This is a genomic window from Bacillus sp. PK6-026 (genome assembly GCF_054161455.1).
In genome coordinates this window covers 2,323,566-2,338,723 of sequence record NZ_CP096418.1, presented here as the reverse complement: position 1 = coordinate 2,338,723, position 15,158 = coordinate 2,323,566, and the positions used below count along the sequence as shown (strand labels likewise).

The following is a 15,158-nucleotide window of genomic DNA, read 5'->3' as shown; positions in this document are numbered from 1 at the left end:
TAAGCCTGTGCATTACTCCCATTATTGCTGTCCTACTGGAGGATACGGCTACGGGTTTCACGGCAGAAACACATTTGTGCTCATCGTTGTCCTCTTTATTTTGCTCATCATTGTCGGTGCGGCTTTCATTTGCTAGCTAAAAGCCCAACGCCCGGTCGCTTGACATGCTCACAAAGCCTTCCATCCGGAAGGTTTTTTGTTTTCGTTGTAAAAATTTACATATATATGTAATATAATCATGAGGTGAAAATATCGGACAAACGGGGGAGAAACTTTGAAATATGCTTGGGTCATTAAAGGGGACTTTTTCAGACTGTGGTCTGGAACGTTTTTATCGCTCTTTAGTTCGGTTCTTTTCTATTATTCATTGGTATGGTGGTCTTTAGCTGAAACCGGAAGCGCCCTTTCGGGAAGCGTCGTGATCGGCATCGGGCTGACTGTCTCGATTTTGATATCGCCGTTTACAGGCTGGCTTTCCGACAGGTTTCACAGGGGGAAATTGATTGCGGCTTCAGATATGATCATTTCAACTGTATTTTTAATAATCGGATTTTTGGCGCTGTCAGGCATGAGTTCAGTTATGTTACTGGCGGTTGCAAGGGTGATTGTATCGGCATGTTTGACCGCAATCGAACCTGCTGCAAGATCGCTCTTGCCGGATACACTGAGGAAAGAACAAATTGAAAAAGGAATCGCATTTCAAGAAGTGATCACACAGCTTATCCAAGTGATCGTTCCGCTTGTCACAGGGGTTCTGTTTTCCTTTCTGCATTTCGGCTGGTTATGGGTGCTGTGCGGGAGCCTCTCCTTCCTATCCATCTTTTTGGAGTGGAGAATCAAAGATAAAAGGGGCAGCCAAAAGCGTATTCCTTTTACAAACAAACAATTGTTCAGCGGTTTTACAAGCTTGCTTCAAAATAAGCCGCTCAAGTATTTGTTGTATGGGACGAGCATACAGCAGCTTGTATTCAGCGGTTTTCCAATATATATCGTCATTTGGACCTCGCTATTATTAAAAGATCAGGCTTGGCTGGGCGGCGCTTTTCAATCATTTTGGGCGTGCGGGACGCTGTCTGCGGCGCTTTTCTTGTCTTTTATCGCAAAACCGGAGCACGCAAAAGCTGCTGTGCCCGCTTTAATGCTGATTTTCGGCCTGCTTTTGTCGCCTCTAGGCTGGATTAATCATGTCGTGCTCGGCGCCGCGATTTTGATCGTCATCGGAATGATCAGCGGCGTAGTCAACATCTATATTGAAGGTTACTTGCAAAGGGTAACGGAAGGTGAAAACAGAGGCAGATCGCTGGGCGCTTTTTTTGCGGTCAACAGCGCTTTTATGCCGCTCGGCTATGCGGCCGCGGGAATGTTGTCGGATGCTGTCAGTCCCGAATATTTATTCCTCATCGTCGCACTGCCCGCGCCGTTTGCTGCGTTTTCGATGATGAGATCATTTTATTTATGGGAAAAACAGACGAAGGAAACCGTTGCTTTGCAGGACAAAACGTCAATGTGAATAAGCGCGCTTGGAAAAATAAAAGGAAATGTCCTTTTATTTTTTTGTTTACACTAACGGCGATCGCTCCGAAATCAACCATTTCACTTGAAAAGAGAATGCCGCCTTTTCCCCATTCATATAATGTAAAGAAAAACCTCTCATTGGGGAAGGGGGGATGTTTTCATGTCATTTTTGATTAAGCCGGATTTGCACGCAAGCTATCCGGTCGTTCAGTATGCAAAAGGAAGCTGGATTGTCGACAATTCCGGAAAACGGTACCTTGACGGCTGTTCGGGGGCTGTTACCTGCAATCTCGGGCACGGTGTACAAGAAGTGATTGATTCTCTCATAGAGCAGCTTGATTTCGTTTCATTTGTCTACCGTTCACAGTTTACGAGTGAACCAGCTGAACAGCTTGCCGAACTCCTTGCTGAATGGCTGCCGGGTGATCTGAATTGGTCTTTTTTTGTCAACAGCGGGTCGGAAGCTGTTGAAACCGCCATGAAAATCGCCGTTCAATACTGGCAGGAAAAAGGACAAAACGACAAAACGATTTTCCTTTCAAGATGGAACAGCTATCACGGAATTACAAACGGAGCCCTGTCGCTGTCGGGATTTTATGAGCGCCGCTACAGGTTTACGCACATGCTGCACAAGTATCCCGCCGCTTCCGCGCCAAACTGCTACAGATGCCGGCTTTCTCATCCCGACTGCCAGGAAGCGTGCGTGAAAGAAATCGAGCTCGCCATTAAAAGGATCGGCAAGCAATTTATCGCGGGCTTCGTGGCCGAACCCGTCATCGGGGCTGCTGGAGCAGCCATAACAGCGCCCGATGGTTATTACAAAAAAGTAAAAAAGATTTGCGAAGAAAATGAAATTCTTTTTATTGCGGATGAAGTCATGAGTGGGATGGGAAGAACCGGCCGGTTGCTGGCGATTGAACATTGGGGTGTGACCCCGGATATTGCCGTACTCGGCAAGGGGATGAGCGCAGGGTATTCACCGATTGCCGCAGCTGTCATATCCGATGACATCATGGAAACGGTCAAAAACGGCTCAGGAGTCATCATGAGCGGACATACGTACAGCGCAAACCCTTTTTCAACCCGTGCGGCGCTCGCCGTTCTCCGCTACATTCTGAAGCACGATCTTGTCAAACAAGCCAGGATAAAAGGGGAAAAGCTGAAAAAGATGCTGAAAGAAATCATGAAACAGTCGAGCATCATTGGCGACGTTCGGGGCAAGGGGCTTCTTATCGGGATTGAATTTGTCGCCGATCGAAAAAGCAAAAAGACATTTCCTTCATCAATGCCGGTGTCGGCTCTCGTCATTTCCGAAGCGAAAAAAAGAGGCCTGCTTCTTTATCCGTCCCAGGCGGGCATTGACGGCGGCGGGGGAGATGCGGTCATCATTGCGCCGCCCCTTACGATATCGGATCAAGAGCTGGAAGAACTTATTCATATATTTAAACATGCCGTACACGAGATTGAAAAACAAGCAGAAAAGGTGATACGCGAAAGATGACGGTCCTGAACAAACGAATTGCTGTTGAAGATGCGATTGCCGATTTGAAAGACGAAGCGACCGTCATGTTTGGCGGATTTGGGGGAGTCGGTTCACCGCCTTCTTTCATCAGTGCGATTTTGAAAAAAGGCGTAAAAAATTTAACGGTCATATGCAATGACGCAGGCTTTCCCGGCATCGGCATCGGGCCATTAATCGTCAATAACCGCGTAAGGCGGCTGATCGCTTCCCATATCGGATCAAATCCCGTTGCGGGAAAACAAATGACTGACGGTTTTCTCGCCGTTGAATTTTCACCGCAAGGGACGCTCGCGGAAAGAATCCGTGCGGGCGGCACAGGTCTTGGCGGCATTTTGACCGATATTGGGATCGATAATGACATGGTGCGTCAAGGAAAGAAGATCGTTTCTTTGAATGGTCGTGCATACCTTGCCGAAGAAGCGCTGAGTGCGGAATACGCTTTTATTTATGGGAAAACCGCCGATGAATTCGGCAATATCATCTACGACAAAACGGCGCGTAACATGAACCCGCTTATGGCGATGGCTGCTGATCGGACATTTGCCGAAGTGGAGCGGATCGTTCCCCTGGGAGAGCTGGATGAAGAAGAAATTGTAACACCCGGTGTTTTTGTCGAAGGTGTCGCTGAAACGGAAGGGGTGAACTGGAAATGGGTTTGGGAGTCATAGAGCGGGAGAGAATTGCAAAACGGGCGGCCCGCGAAATCAAAAGCGGAATGATTGTCAATCTGGGCATCGGCATTCCGTCTTTAGTTCCCAATTTTTTAGATCCGGGCACTTCCGTTATGATCCAATCTGAAAACGGGCTTCTCGGCATCGGCGAGTCGCCTGAAAAAGGAAGGGAAGATGAGAATCTTTGCAATGCGGCAGGCTGGCCTGTCACCGTAGTAAAAGGCGCTTCTTATTTTGATTCGGCTCTGTCGTTCGGCATGATCAGAAAGGGCGCGATTGATGTCACGATTCTTGGTTCTCTGCAGGTCAGCCAGTCAGGGGATCTGGCCAACTGGATCGTCCCCGGCAAAAAGGTTCCTGGAATGGGAGGGGCGATGGAGCTTGCCCAAAAGGCGAAAAAAGTCATTGTCGTGATGAGCCATACCGATAAAAACGGCGCCCCCAAACTTGTCGCCGACTGCACTCTGCCACTGACTGCAAAAGGCTGCGTTGACATGGTGATTACAGAAAAAGCCGTGATCACCATTGACAGCGGCGGCTTTGTATTAAAAGAGCTGATGAATGAAGAGGATCTTGATGATGTGCTGCGGCTGACGGATGGAAAGGTCCGGATCGAACTGCCGCTTTCGTAAGAGGAGGAATTGGATGGAGAACATAGAGAGAAAGGTGTGCGATTGGATCGATTCGCACGAGAAAAAAGCGGTTCGCCTTTTGAAAAAACTCGTCGGAGAAAAAAGCACAATGGGCAGTGAATTTACCGCCCAAGCTGTCGTCCTGGAGAAACTGAGGCAATTCGAAGCTGAAATCGATGTCTGGGAGCCGAGCATGAAGCAATTGGAACAGCACCCGCTGTTTAAATCAGACAGAACAAGCTTTAAAGAAAGCCCGAATATTACGGCTGTCAAAAGAGGAAAGGGCGGCGGGAAATCGCTGATCTTAAACGGACACATCGATGTCGTGCCTGAAGGAAACAGAAAAGACTGGGAGACGGAGCCTTTTCAGCCGGTCATGAAGCAAGGACGGATATACGGCCGGGGCACAACTGACATGAAAGGCGGCAATACGGCTCTTTTAATGGCGATGGAAGCGCTGGAGCAATGCGGGGTTCACTTAAAAGGAGACCTGATTTTTCAAAGTGTCGTAGACGAGGAGTGTGGCGGAGCCGGGACGCTGGCGGCCGTCATGAGGGGCTACAAGGCGGACGGCGCTTTGATTCCCGAGCCGACAAATATGAAAATGTTTATTAAGCAGCAGGGGTCGATGTGGTTCAGAATCACGGTCAAAGGGCTTTCTGCACACGGCGGCACAAGATATGAAGGTGTCAGCGCCATTGAAAAAAGCATGCTTGTCATCCAGTCGCTTCGCCAGCTTGAACAGGTCAGGAATAAGAGAATAACAGATTCTTTGTATGACAATATCCCGATTCCGGTTCCGATTAACATCGGCACGATCAAAGGAGGCGCATGGCCTTCATCGGTCGCTGACACGGTGACACTGGAAGGAAGGTGCGGAATCGCTCCGAACGAATCTCCTGAAGCCGTCCAGTCCGAGTTTGAAAACTGGCTCAATGATCTTCAATACCATGATGAATGGTTTAAACACTACCCTGTTGACATAGAATGGTTCGGCGCCATGTGGCTCCCAAACGATTTGGCTGAAGACCATGAACTGACGAAAGTGCTGAAATCCGCCTATCAAACCATCACGGCAAACGATCCCCTAATCGAAGCTTCCCCGTGGGCGACAGACGGCGGAATATTGTCGCACGCCGGAGGCACCCCTGTCATCGTCTTCGGTCCGGGAGAAACGAAAATGGCTCACCAGGCAAATGAATACATTGAAAAAGACGCCCTGATTCAGTCAGCCAAAATCATCAGCCTGTTTATTATGAATTGGTGTGATTATGAACGGTGAAAAGATCAGCTGTTTTGGAGGTTAAATATGGTGGAAAAATGGAGCAATGACAGCTGTACGCTTGAAGCGGATGTCGACTTGTTCAGTAAAAGAATCAGAATCATCAATTATGAAGGCGATGTGTGTTCATTTTTTCCCGCCATATTGAAAGAAGCAAAAAAACACGGCATAGGGAAAATGATCGTTTTCACCAAAACGAATGACAGAAACGCTTTGCTTGAGCGGACGTTTGAACCGGAAGGGAAAATTGACGGATACTTTAACGGGCATGATGCTGACGTGTTCGTAAAATATGTGAAAGAAGACAGGCGAAAAACCGCTGACTGGCTTGCGCAGGATCAAATGCTGACAGAGCTGTTCAGCACTCCCCGCATCGCGGAGGCCCAAAACGCTTCCTTTCAAATCAGGCGGGCCGCCTCCAGTGATGCGCCTGGTCTCGCCGATCTCTACAACTGCGTCTTTCCTGTATACCCCGCGCCTGTTTCAGATCCGGCATATCTTAAGGAAGCGATGGGGAAAGGGGCTGTTTACTACCTCGCTTTTGACGGGGAAAAAGTGATTGCATCAGCAGGTGCAGACGTGAATCCCGTTTTGGGGAATGCGGAAATAACAGACTGCGCCGTCCTGCCGGAATACAGGGGCTTTTCATTGACGAGGCGGCTGATTGCCGCACTCGAAACCGATTTGAAACAAGCGGGTATCTTTTACGTTTATTCAATCGCAAGAGCAGCTTCTTTCGGGATGAACGCCAGTCTTTATCATTTATCATACTCATATAGGGGCCGGCTTTTGAACAACTGCCTCATTTATAAAACCATCGAGAACATGAACATCTGGTGCAAAAATTTAAGCCGGTCTTAAAAAGCGGTCTTCCGCGGGTTTTATATTTGAAGAGACACTTTTCACACCGGTCACATAACCTGAAAAGTATAGGGAAAATGCTGATAGGGGGATGAAAGATGGAAAACGGTCTGTTTCAGCCGAAAAGGCACTGGAAGGATATTGAGCTTTGGAAAGATGTTCCCGAGGAAAAATGGAACGACTGGATCTGGCAGCTGACCAACACCGTCAGAACGCTTGACGATTTGAAAAAAGTCGTCAATCTTACGAAAGAGGAAGAAGAAGGGGTGAGAATCTCCACAAAGACGATCCCTTTAAATATTACGCCGTATTACGCTTCACTGATGGATCCGGATGATCCGCGCTGTCCGATCAGAATGCAGTCGGTGCCCCTGGCAGAAGAAATGCACAAAACAAAATACGACCTTGAAGATCCCCTTCATGAGGATGAAGATTCGCCTGTCCCCGGCTTAACCCACCGCTATCCGGACCGGGTTTTGTTTCTCGTCACTAATCAATGCTCGATGTACTGCAGATACTGTACAAGGCGGCGTTTTTCCGGACAAATCGGCATGGGCGTGCCGAAAAAGCAGCTCGATCAGGCGATCGCATATATCCGGGATACGCCCGATGTCAGGGATGTCCTGATTTCAGGAGGGGACGGCCTTCTCATTAACGATCAAATTCTTGAATATATTTTGAAAAACCTCCGTGCGATCCCGCACGTGGAAATCATCCGGATCGGCACGAGAGCCCCGGTCGTCTTCCCGCAGCGGATTACCGACAAACTTTGCAGCATTTTGAAAAAGTATCATCCCGTCTGGCTGAATACGCATTTCAACACGAGCATCGAAATCACGAAGGAAGCGAAGGAAGCCTGTGAGAAGCTGGTCAACGCCGGGGTTCCGGTCGGCAATCAGGCCGTGATTTTGGCTGGTATAAATGACAGCGTTTCCATTATGAAAAAGCTGATGCATGATTTGGTGAAAATCAGAGTCCGTCCGTATTATATCTATCAATGCGATTTGTCTGAAGGAATTGGCCATTTCAGAGCGCCTGTCTCCAAAGGTCTTGAAATCATTGAAGGCTTGCGCGGACACACAAGCGGCTATGCAGTCCCTACCTTTGTCGTTGACGCGCCGGGCGGGGGCGGAAAAATCGCCATACAGCCGAATTACTTGATTTCGCAAAGCCCCGATAAAGTCGTGCTCCGCAATTTTGAAGGCGTCATTACGTCTTATCCTGAGCCTGAGAACTATATTCCGGGAAGAGCTGACGACTATTTTGCCAAAATTTTCCCTGATGTAATGAAGGAAAAAGAGGAGATCGGCATATCGGCAATCTATGCGGATCAAGCTCTTTCATACACACCGGACGGCTTAAAACGGCTTGAAAGAAGGGAGAGCTATTCCACAAGGCCCGATCATGAAACATTGAAAAGCCGCCGGGCAAAGCGCGATGAATTGAAAGAAAAGAAATTCCTTGCTCAGCAAAAAAAAGAAGGCGAAGCTGAGGGGCGTGTGCAATGAAGAGGTGTGAATGGTGCAGTGAAGAAAAAGCCGGGGAAGCCCGCACGGCGGTTTATTGGGAGCTTCCTGACGGGACGAAAGCGATCGAAATCACCGATACACCTGCGGTGGAATGCGAAGGCTGCGGCATGGTCTATCAGGAGGACAATGTCACTTGGGAAATTGAAAATCAGCTGCTCTTGATCGATACAAAAAAACTGCCTTCGTCCGTTTCGTATGATGCGCTGATGAAAACAGAGCGCATATTGAAGCGCAATTACTTTGATTTTTCTTCATGAAGCCGGCTTTTTGCCGGTTTTTTTTGTTTGTATTTTTTCAGACGCCCTGTATAATAGAACATCAAAAGAGGACAGGAGGGGAGACCGTGAAGTCTTTTTACCATTATTTAATGAAATACCGCCATCCGAAACCGAAGGACGCGATCAGCGAATTTGCGAACCACGCTTATCTTGATCACGGATTTCCCAAGACATCAACTCATTACGATGAAATCAGCTCTTACCTTGAGCTTAATGGGGATTATTTATCGTCAATGACGACATTTGATGAGGCTTGGGAGCAATATATTTCGGAAACAAAGCGATAAAAAATCCGCAGTTCTGAATAACTGCGGATTTTTTACGTTCGCCTAAAGCCGGCTGGGCTTTTCGGAAAACTCATCGGGCTTTGTAACCTTAGCCCATGCGAATTAACAGCACTCAGCATACGATAAGCGTAACACGGAAGCTTCAAGGCAAGGGGGAATCCAAATATGAAGTCAAACGCGCCTAAATTCAAAGTCGGGGATGTTGTCGTTGTCGTGATGTACGGGACGGTCGGAACGATTACAAAAGTTCATAAAATCGATAAGCATTTTTTGTATGAAGTCAATCATAATGAAGTGCTTTATTTTGAAACTTCTCTTCAGCTCTACAAAGATTATGACGGGGTCATTGTCGATACGGAAAAGCTTGATATCGAATATGAATTTTTAATCGGGGATGTCGTCTATGTAAAAGATTACGGCAAAGAATTGTTTAAAATCACCGGGCACAGAACGGAAATTTGGAGATATGTGGAGGATGGCTGGGAAGACATCATTTACGAGCTGACCCGTTTGAAAGACGGGGAATGGCTTGAAACCGAAGAAGAAGATTTAACGCTCGTTCTCAGAACTTACGAAATGGACCAGTTCGTCCATCAGCTTCTGTTTGTTCATTATGTCGGCGAAGCCGGACAAGAGCTTGATGAACCGATATCTGAAAAGGTGTTTCTGCCATTCGCGGGGGATCCCGAGGAGCATGAGCATGAGCGCAACATGGCTGTTGCTGTCGTGGATGAGCTGCTTGATATTTACAATGACTATAAAGTATTGTATGAAATGTTTCAGGATGCGGAATATAAAGAAATGATGGAGTTTGTGTTAAGCAGCCTGAAGGAATATTTCAAATGATAAACAACAAATATAAAAAGTAAGGAAAACAGCCGAACACAATCAGGCCGAACATGGCTTTCAAGACCTTCCCCAATACCAGGTCAAACCCTTCTCCGTCAAGTGCTTCAAGCGTTTTTTGGATCATTTTCTTTTCCCCTTCCGGCTTTTGTCTTGTTACGACATGTATATGACAGAGGACAAACATTATGACAAACCGGTTATAAAACCGGATGCCAGCTCATACATCAGAATAAGGAGGCGATCACAATGAAAGAAATTGAACTGATGATAGATACAGAAGAAATCGCTGATTTTTTTTATCTAGAGCTGACAAGAAGAGGCTACATACCGAGCGAGGACGAACTATTCGAAATTGCCGATATCACCTTTGATTATCTGATTGCAAAATGTATGATAGATGAGCATATAGAGGATTGAAAAAAGGGACCGGGGCGCACCTGCTCCGGTTTTTCTTATAAATTTGCCCGGCGGGGGAGCCGGGTGTAAAATGTTTAAAAACAATGACAAGGAGGCACTGATTTTTTCAATGTATAAAGCACTATTTTCAGCCGCTGTCTTTGCAATGATGGCCATTCTTATCCGCATCCCGGCGGTTCAATCGTTTGATGTGAGCGTGATACAGGCTCTCGAATCTGTCAGACACCCGGTTCTCACAGCGTTTTTTAAAGCGGTGACAGAGCTTGGGTCAAGCGGCTTCATGCTGCCGCTGATGCTTGCTTTAACCTTGGTACTTGCCGTCTATAAAAAAGCAGCGGCATCACTGTATCTTTATTTGCTGTTTTTTGTTGAAAGAACGGCCAATGAAGCTTTAAAAGGCTGGGTTGCCAGAGAGCGCCCTTCGATAAACCCGCTCGTGCACGAACCGTCACACAGCTTTCCGAGCGGCCATTCAATGAATGCGGCGAGCATATATCCGTTTATCGCATATCTCTTTTTGCTCTGCATTCCTTTTTTTCAACAACGCAGCCGCGCACTTTACATGTGGACAGGCCTTATCGTCGGACTTATCGGCATCAGCCGCATGTATCTCGGCGTTCATTATATGACAGATGTCATCTCAGGATTTTCTCTCGGTCTGGCGCTGTTTTTCATCTTCAAAAAAATTGGCGAAAAGTACCCGCTTGTTCGACAAAAGTAGTCAAAGGGATTGAGCCGCGAAGCGCCAATTGTATAAAAAAAGGAGGGATCTGTATTGCCGTTAATGTTTCAACTGTTTAAAAAGAAGCTGACACCTTATGATGTGACGATTTTTCAAACGCCTTGCTTTGGTGAAGATAAGGGATATGAAATGGTTTACAGAACGGAAATAAACGGCAGAACCCATGAAGATGTGCTGGAACGGACATTTTCCACTTTCAATGTTTATGACACGGTGCCGAATGATTATAAGGCGAGATTCCTTGCAACAGGCGACATCGTTTTAATCGATGAAGGAAGAAAGGGAAAAACCTATTATAAACTGCTGTCTACGGGATGGAGCAAAATCAACCGCATTTTGCTGCAGTCATCGTAAAGCTGAAAAAACTGCGGAAGCGCTGTCCGCAGTTTTTTTATGTTGTATTCTTTCGTTTTCTGGCGCTGAATTCCTTTTCGTGTGCATCCTCTGCTGCGATGACGTCCTTTGTCGGGATGTGGTTGTTCTTTTTCAGACCGGTGACTCTGTTTCGCTGTTTTTTGCCCATCATTTATGACCTCCTTCCTAAAAAATAGGATGACTAAACGCCCCGCTATTTATCCAAGAGAAAGTCGTCTTTATTCTGTCATATTGATCGCGGCCGGGTAGACATACGGCTGCTTCGGCTCGCTGATCTCCTTCCATCGCTTCGTGCGGATGATCGGGATGACAGCGCCGTTATAAGATGATTTGCCGAGCGTTCCTTCCAATTCGATCCATGTATCAGGCTGCAATTGCTCAGCGCCGCTCCATTCGGCGAGAAACCCGATCAGGCTGGCGTCTGCGATGCAGTGCGTGATCATAAATCGGGACAGCACGAGCTGGCGTGCGCTCAGCCCCGCTTCCTTATGGACGAAGCCTTTGACCGTGATTTCTTTTCCAATGTAATGATCAAGACGGCTTGTCACTTCATCATAATAGTCTGCAAACATATCGTCATTCATGACAATTCGCTTTTCATGCTTAAATTGCTCCATCTTCCGGTCATACGCCGACTTCGGCATCGCTGAATCGGCGAGCCCCTGCTGAATCTCCGGTGTCATGACATGTTCCTTTTCGCCTTCGGTTTGAGGGGCGATCTCCGTTTTGGTGAGCATCGTCCCTTTATTGGCGGCGACAGACGAATTCAGTACAGCCGGGGAAAGGGTGAATCCGGTGATAAGGGGAAGCGTGATTACGCCATAATGCATCAGCCTGATGAAAAAAAGCTTTGATTCGTCATGATCATGTCCGCAGCCGCAATCTCCAGAGTGGTCATCCTTCACCGTCCAGACCCTTGTCAGCTGAATGATAAACAGAAACGCAAACACACCTGCGGCGATGAGGCTTGTGTAATCGTATTTCGGATTGATCAGCTTATCAATTTCCCCTGTGTAATGGAGCTTGAAAATAAAGACGGAAAAAGCCGCCAACACGAGTGCGCGCAAAAATTGCCGAGGCTGAAAAACCATTGGTGAAACCTCCTTTCTAAAGCAAACTGACAAATTTGATACAAACATAGACAACAACTGTGATCAGAACAGACAAACAAATGACGAACTTCGGCTTAAACGCATGCAGCATCATGACCGTATTTTTTAAATCGAGCATTGGTCCGTATACGAGAAAAGCAAGGATGGACGAAGAAGGAAACAAATTGGAGAAGGAGGCGCCGATAAATGCATCCGCTTCAGAGCACAGTGATAAAAAGTAAGCCAGTCCCATCATGACCAATGCCGAGTCGAGCATGCCCCCTCCGAACAAAAACAGCGATTTTAACGGGAGGTAGGTTTGCACAAGTGCGGCAATTAAAGCGCCGATAATCAGAAACCTTCCCATATCAAAGAATTCGTCAACAGCGTGTTTCAGCATATCAAATAGCTTTTCCGAAAAAGGGGATTGTCTGCCGGAATGGGCGCAGTGTGCAGCTGTTATGCTGCTTTCCGTTTTCAGCTGGCTGGAGCGGAACATCATGCTGATCGCAAAAGCGATGATGACCGCTGCGGCAAAACCGACAGCAACCCTTGAAACGGCCATTCGCAAATCATTGCCAAATGCCATAAAAGTGGATAAGATGACAATCGGATTGATCAGCGGACCTGTCAACAGAAAGCCGACGCCGGCGTAGATGGGAACGCCTTTTGAGACGAGCCTTCTCACGATCGGGACAATTCCGCATTCGCAAGCCGGAAAACAAGCGCCGAGCAAACAGCTGACAATTACTCCTGAAAACCTGTTTTTTGGAAAAAGCGAGCGGATGTGCTCTTCAGTTACAAAAATCTGGATGAAACCGGCGATCAATACCCCGATTAATGCAAAGGGAAGAGCTTCGATTAAAATGCTGATGAAAATCGTATTCAGCTGCTGAACGGAAGCCGGAATCTGGAAGGGGAGGCCTGCGGCGAGCGATCCGCCGGCTGACACAAGGCATAGCAAAACACCGATGACAACAAGCCCGGTAAAGTCGATTAAATAACTATTAAGTGAACGAAACATCACTTTTCCTCCATCCTGAAATAGCTAATCGTAATGATTCTTTTTTAAAGGTATGCCTGTCCTTTTTTAAACATGACAACAAAAGAATGATGCCGAAGCGTTGCAGGGCTTTATTTTCTTTTTCCGCGATGTTGGTTTATAATACATATGCGAGTGGATGCTGCAATCATCATCACCAATCAGCTTTAAAAAGGCAGGAGGAATATTCATGAGCGTACATATTGGCGCAGAAAAAGGACAAATTGCAGAAACGGTGCTGCTGCCGGGAGACCCGCTGCGTGCAAAATATATCGCTGATACATATTTGGAAAACGTTGAATGTTATAACGAAGTACGGGGAATGTACGGCTTTACGGGCACTTATAAAGGAAAGCGCGTTTCCGTACAGGGGACAGGCATGGGTGTGCCGTCTATTTCAATTTATGTCAATGAACTGATCAGAAGCTATGATGTGAAAAACCTGATCCGCGTCGGATCGTGCGGTGCGATCAGAAAAGACGTCAATGTAAGAGATGTCATTCTGGCAATGACTTCATCAACCGATTCGCAAATCAACAGAGTGGCATTCGGATCGATCGACTTTGCGCCCTGCGCAGACTTCGGCCTGTTAAAAGCTGCTTATGACGCTGCAAGTGAGCGGAACATCCCGGTTACGGCAGGGAACGTGTTTACGGCGGATCAATTCTATAATGACGACAGCCAAATTGAGAAGCTTGCCAAACATGGAGTGCTTGCGGTCGAGATGGAAACGACGGCGCTTTATACATTAGCTGCGAAATTCGGCCGAAAAGCCCTCTCCATTTTAACGGTCAGCGATCACGTTATTACCGGCGAGGAAACAACAGCAGAAGAAAGACAGACGACCTTTAATGATATGATTCTGCTGGCTCTGGATACCGCATTGTAACCAGATACATGCACTGAAAAAGGATGGATTCGAATGAACGGAAAGTACAAATACGTGACGATTGCTTCATTGCTGAGTGCAGCGGTTCTGCTTGGCACAGGATGTACCATGACTGAACAGAAGCAAAATGACACGGCTAAAACACAGAACACTGCAAATGCAAGCAAAGATGCGAAAGACCAAAAGGACGACAGCAGCCTGGAAGATCAGGAGTTCATACTTGAGAGCAAGTATTTTAATCAAATTAAAGATGTAGACGGGCTGCCGACGATTCAAAATCCGGAAAACATACTGGCGCTTGTCAATAAAGAGTACGCGCTTCCCGGCAACTATGAACCGAGCGACTTGACAGTGCCTGATGTCGCGTTTTCTTTTACCGAGGATATCGACAAGCGGTATATCAGAAAAGAAGCCGCCAAAGCGCTTGAAGAGATGTTCAGTGCCGCGAAAAAAGAAGGCTATGAACTGGCTGCGGTGTCCGGCTACAGATCCTATGACAGACAAAAAGCGATCTATAACAACGAAGTGAGCCAAAAGGGAGAAGAAAAGGCGAAAGAAGCTGTGGCATATCCGGGTCAAAGCGAGCATCAGACAGGACTTGCGATGGATATTTCCAGCAAAAGCAACGGCTTCGCCTTATCAGAGGACTTCGGCAATACGAAAGACGGACAATGGGTCGAGAAGAACGCCTACAAATACGGCTATATCATCCGTTATCCGAAAAACAAAGAAGACATTACGAAATATAAGTATGAACCATGGCACCTGCGCTATGTAGGCAAAAAAGCGGCTAAAGTCATCCAAGAACGCGGCTTGACGCTTGAAGAGTATTTTAAACAGGTGAAAAAGATATAAAAGGGAAAGGCCGATAGATATCGGCCTTTTCATGTTACCAAAAAAACAAACCTGCAAGGGCCACACCTGCAATTAAACCGAGGCCAAGTCCGTATACAGGGCCCCAACCCCATCCGCCGCCGTAATATCCGTAGGCGAACCCGCGGCCTCCCCGTCTGATCATCGGGGCGATATACACTTTGCTTGGTGATACACGGACGATTCTTCCGACATGGACGCGGCCTCCTTTGTCGGTGATTCTCGCAACTCTGCCAACATTTTGGTGGCAAAACCTATAATATCGGTCCACTTGAATGCTCCTTCCATCATCTAATCTATTCC

21 protein-coding genes are annotated in these 15,158 nt (G+C 47.1%); 16 read left to right on the top strand and 5 right to left on the bottom strand.

All coding sequences use genetic code 11. The features are described 5' to 3' along the window. Positions 1 to 7 precede the first annotated feature (7 nt). The 11 genes from M1D59_RS11860 (at position 8) to M1D59_RS11810 (ending at position 9,423) form a co-directional block, all read left to right on the top strand. Positions 8 to 136, top strand: coding sequence for a YjcZ family sporulation protein (locus M1D59_RS11860; protein WP_003182774.1), 129 nt, complete (start codon positions 8 to 10; stop codon positions 134 to 136). 138 nt (positions 137 to 274) lie between these two features. Continuing rightward, complete coding sequence (locus M1D59_RS11855) at positions 275 to 1,510, top strand: MFS transporter (RefSeq protein ID WP_020451857.1); 1,236 nt, start codon at positions 275 to 277, stop codon at positions 1,508 to 1,510. Positions 1,511 to 1,675: 165 nt separating this feature from the next. After that, a complete protein-coding gene (locus M1D59_RS11850) occupies positions 1,676 to 3,016 on the top strand; it encodes an aspartate aminotransferase family protein (protein ID WP_458117433.1) in 1,341 nt (446 codons plus the stop codon). Then, the gene (locus M1D59_RS11845) at positions 3,013 to 3,705 is read left to right on the top strand and encodes a CoA transferase subunit A (RefSeq protein ID WP_020451855.1); all 693 of its coding nucleotides are present in this window, start codon (positions 3,013 to 3,015) and stop codon (positions 3,703 to 3,705) included. The genes M1D59_RS11850 and M1D59_RS11845 overlap by 4 nt, the downstream gene beginning before the upstream one ends. Beyond that, positions 3,687 to 4,340, top strand: coding sequence for a 3-oxoacid CoA-transferase subunit B (locus tag M1D59_RS11840; protein ID WP_020451854.1), 654 nt, complete (start codon positions 3,687 to 3,689; stop codon positions 4,338 to 4,340). Before M1D59_RS11845 ends, M1D59_RS11840 begins: the two co-directional genes overlap by 19 nt. Before the next feature lie 13 nt (positions 4,341 to 4,353). Then, positions 4,354 to 5,622 carry a peptidase gene (locus tag M1D59_RS11835; protein ID WP_020451853.1) on the top strand — a complete coding sequence of 423 codons (1,269 nt, stop codon included), beginning with the start codon at positions 4,354 to 4,356 and terminating at the stop codon, positions 5,620 to 5,622. A gap of 27 nt (positions 5,623 to 5,649) precedes the next feature. Beyond that, positions 5,650 to 6,483, top strand: a complete 834-nt coding sequence (gene ablB, locus M1D59_RS11830; RefSeq protein ID WP_023857378.1) for a putative beta-lysine N-acetyltransferase — start codon at positions 5,650 to 5,652, stop codon at positions 6,481 to 6,483. Between the two features lie 98 nt (positions 6,484 to 6,581). Beyond that, positions 6,582 to 7,991 carry a lysine 2,3-aminomutase gene (kamA, locus tag M1D59_RS11825; protein ID WP_020451851.1) on the top strand — a complete coding sequence of 470 codons (1,410 nt, stop codon included), beginning with the start codon at positions 6,582 to 6,584 and terminating at the stop codon, positions 7,989 to 7,991. Then, positions 7,988 to 8,269 (top strand): YokU family protein, encoded by a 282-nt coding sequence (locus M1D59_RS11820; protein ID WP_020451850.1) that lies wholly within the window; start codon positions 7,988 to 7,990, stop codon positions 8,267 to 8,269. Before kamA ends, M1D59_RS11820 begins: the two co-directional genes overlap by 4 nt. 86 nt (positions 8,270 to 8,355) lie before the next feature. Then, the gene (locus tag M1D59_RS11815) at positions 8,356 to 8,577 is read left to right on the top strand and encodes a YozE family protein (protein ID WP_020451849.1); all 222 of its coding nucleotides are present in this window, start codon (positions 8,356 to 8,358) and stop codon (positions 8,575 to 8,577) included. A gap of 165 nt (positions 8,578 to 8,742) precedes the next feature. Further along, positions 8,743 to 9,423, top strand: coding sequence for a hypothetical protein (locus M1D59_RS11810; protein ID WP_020451848.1), 681 nt, complete (start codon positions 8,743 to 8,745; stop codon positions 9,421 to 9,423). On the opposite strand, the gene M1D59_RS11805 is transcribed toward M1D59_RS11810, so the two are convergent. Beyond that, positions 9,416 to 9,550: a hypothetical protein gene (locus tag M1D59_RS11805; RefSeq protein ID WP_020451847.1), complete on the bottom strand. Its 135-nt coding sequence runs from the start codon at positions 9,548 to 9,550 to the stop codon at positions 9,416 to 9,418. The genes M1D59_RS11810 and M1D59_RS11805 overlap by 8 nt on opposite strands. 122 nt (positions 9,551 to 9,672) lie before the next feature. Here M1D59_RS11805 and M1D59_RS11800 point away from each other — a divergent pair, with 122 nt between their 5' ends. From M1D59_RS11800 to M1D59_RS11790, 3 genes are all read left to right on the top strand, one after another. Further along, positions 9,673 to 9,843 carry a YozD family protein gene (locus M1D59_RS11800; protein ID WP_020451846.1) on the top strand — a complete coding sequence of 57 codons (171 nt, stop codon included), beginning with the start codon at positions 9,673 to 9,675 and terminating at the stop codon, positions 9,841 to 9,843. Between the two features lie 109 nt (positions 9,844 to 9,952). Then, complete coding sequence (locus tag M1D59_RS11795; protein ID WP_041817450.1) at positions 9,953 to 10,564, top strand: phosphatase PAP2 family protein; 612 nt, start codon at positions 9,953 to 9,955, stop codon at positions 10,562 to 10,564. Between the two features lie 63 nt (positions 10,565 to 10,627). Further along, a complete protein-coding gene (locus M1D59_RS11790; protein WP_173636688.1) occupies positions 10,628 to 10,939 on the top strand; it encodes a YodL domain-containing protein in 312 nt (103 codons plus the stop codon). Positions 10,940 to 10,976: 37 nt separating this feature from the next. On the opposite strand, the gene M1D59_RS11785 is transcribed toward M1D59_RS11790, so the two are convergent. The 3 genes from M1D59_RS11785 to M1D59_RS11775 all read right to left on the bottom strand — a co-directional run bounded on the left by M1D59_RS11785 (position 10,977) and on the right by M1D59_RS11775 (position 13,075). Next, entirely contained in the window at positions 10,977 to 11,108 is a 132-nt protein-coding gene (locus M1D59_RS11785) for a hypothetical protein (protein ID WP_023857374.1), read from the bottom strand. Between the two features lie 70 nt (positions 11,109 to 11,178). Next, entirely contained in the window at positions 11,179 to 12,051 is an 873-nt protein-coding gene (locus tag M1D59_RS11780; RefSeq protein WP_458117432.1) for a TIGR03943 family putative permease subunit, read from the bottom strand. A 16-nt stretch (positions 12,052 to 12,067) separates the two neighbouring features. Continuing rightward, on the bottom strand, positions 12,068 to 13,075 hold the full coding sequence (locus M1D59_RS11775; RefSeq protein WP_458117431.1) for a permease: 1,008 nt from the start codon (positions 13,073 to 13,075) through the stop codon (positions 12,068 to 12,070). A 208-nt stretch (positions 13,076 to 13,283) separates the two neighbouring features. Here M1D59_RS11775 and deoD point away from each other — a divergent pair, with 208 nt between their 5' ends. Continuing rightward, the gene (gene deoD / locus M1D59_RS11770) at positions 13,284 to 13,982 is read left to right on the top strand and encodes a purine-nucleoside phosphorylase (RefSeq protein WP_003182742.1); all 699 of its coding nucleotides are present in this window, start codon (positions 13,284 to 13,286) and stop codon (positions 13,980 to 13,982) included. Positions 13,983 to 14,015: 33 nt separating this feature from the next. Next, a complete protein-coding gene (locus M1D59_RS11765) occupies positions 14,016 to 14,837 on the top strand; it encodes a M15 family metallopeptidase (protein ID WP_458117430.1) in 822 nt (273 codons plus the stop codon). Between the two features lie 34 nt (positions 14,838 to 14,871). On the opposite strand, the gene M1D59_RS11760 is transcribed toward M1D59_RS11765, so the two are convergent. Further along, a complete protein-coding gene (locus M1D59_RS11760; protein WP_020451839.1) occupies positions 14,872 to 15,126 on the bottom strand; it encodes a hypothetical protein in 255 nt (84 codons plus the stop codon). Positions 15,127 to 15,158 lie beyond the last annotated feature (32 nt).

Excerpts from the sequence above, each read along its gene's own strand:
- M1D59_RS11850 (WP_458117433.1), top strand. The coding sequence starts at position 1,676 with ATGTCATTTTTGATTAAGCCGGATTTGCACGCAAGCTATCCGGTCGTT.
- M1D59_RS11845 (WP_020451855.1), top strand. The coding sequence starts at position 3,013 with ATGACGGTCCTGAACAAACGAATTGCTGTTGAAGATGCGATTGCCGAT.
- M1D59_RS11840 (WP_020451854.1), top strand. The coding sequence starts at position 3,687 with ATGGGTTTGGGAGTCATAGAGCGGGAGAGAATTGCAAAACGGGCGGCC.
- M1D59_RS11835 (WP_020451853.1), top strand. The coding sequence starts at position 4,354 with ATGGAGAACATAGAGAGAAAGGTGTGCGATTGGATCGATTCGCACGAG.
- ablB (WP_023857378.1), top strand. The coding sequence starts at position 5,650 with ATGGTGGAAAAATGGAGCAATGACAGCTGTACGCTTGAAGCGGATGTC.
- kamA (WP_020451851.1), top strand. The coding sequence starts at position 6,582 with ATGGAAAACGGTCTGTTTCAGCCGAAAAGGCACTGGAAGGATATTGAG.
- M1D59_RS11820 (WP_020451850.1), top strand. The coding sequence starts at position 7,988 with ATGAAGAGGTGTGAATGGTGCAGTGAAGAAAAAGCCGGGGAAGCCCGC.
- M1D59_RS11810 (WP_020451848.1), top strand. The coding sequence starts at position 8,743 with ATGAAGTCAAACGCGCCTAAATTCAAAGTCGGGGATGTTGTCGTTGTC.
- M1D59_RS11805 (WP_020451847.1), bottom strand. The coding sequence starts at position 9,550 with ATGATCCAAAAAACGCTTGAAGCACTTGACGGAGAAGGGTTTGACCTG.
- M1D59_RS11800 (WP_020451846.1), top strand. The coding sequence starts at position 9,673 with ATGAAAGAAATTGAACTGATGATAGATACAGAAGAAATCGCTGATTTT.
- M1D59_RS11795 (WP_041817450.1), top strand. The coding sequence starts at position 9,953 with ATGTATAAAGCACTATTTTCAGCCGCTGTCTTTGCAATGATGGCCATT.
- M1D59_RS11790 (WP_173636688.1), top strand. The coding sequence starts at position 10,628 with ATGTTTCAACTGTTTAAAAAGAAGCTGACACCTTATGATGTGACGATT.
- M1D59_RS11785 (WP_023857374.1), bottom strand. The coding sequence starts at position 11,108 with ATGGGCAAAAAACAGCGAAACAGAGTCACCGGTCTGAAAAAGAACAAC.
- M1D59_RS11780 (WP_458117432.1), bottom strand. The coding sequence starts at position 12,051 with ATGGTTTTTCAGCCTCGGCAATTTTTGCGCGCACTCGTGTTGGCGGCT.
- M1D59_RS11775 (WP_458117431.1), bottom strand. The coding sequence starts at position 13,075 with ATGTTTCGTTCACTTAATAGTTATTTAATCGACTTTACCGGGCTTGTT.
- deoD (WP_003182742.1), top strand. The coding sequence starts at position 13,284 with ATGAGCGTACATATTGGCGCAGAAAAAGGACAAATTGCAGAAACGGTG.
- M1D59_RS11765 (WP_458117430.1), top strand. The coding sequence starts at position 14,016 with ATGAACGGAAAGTACAAATACGTGACGATTGCTTCATTGCTGAGTGCA.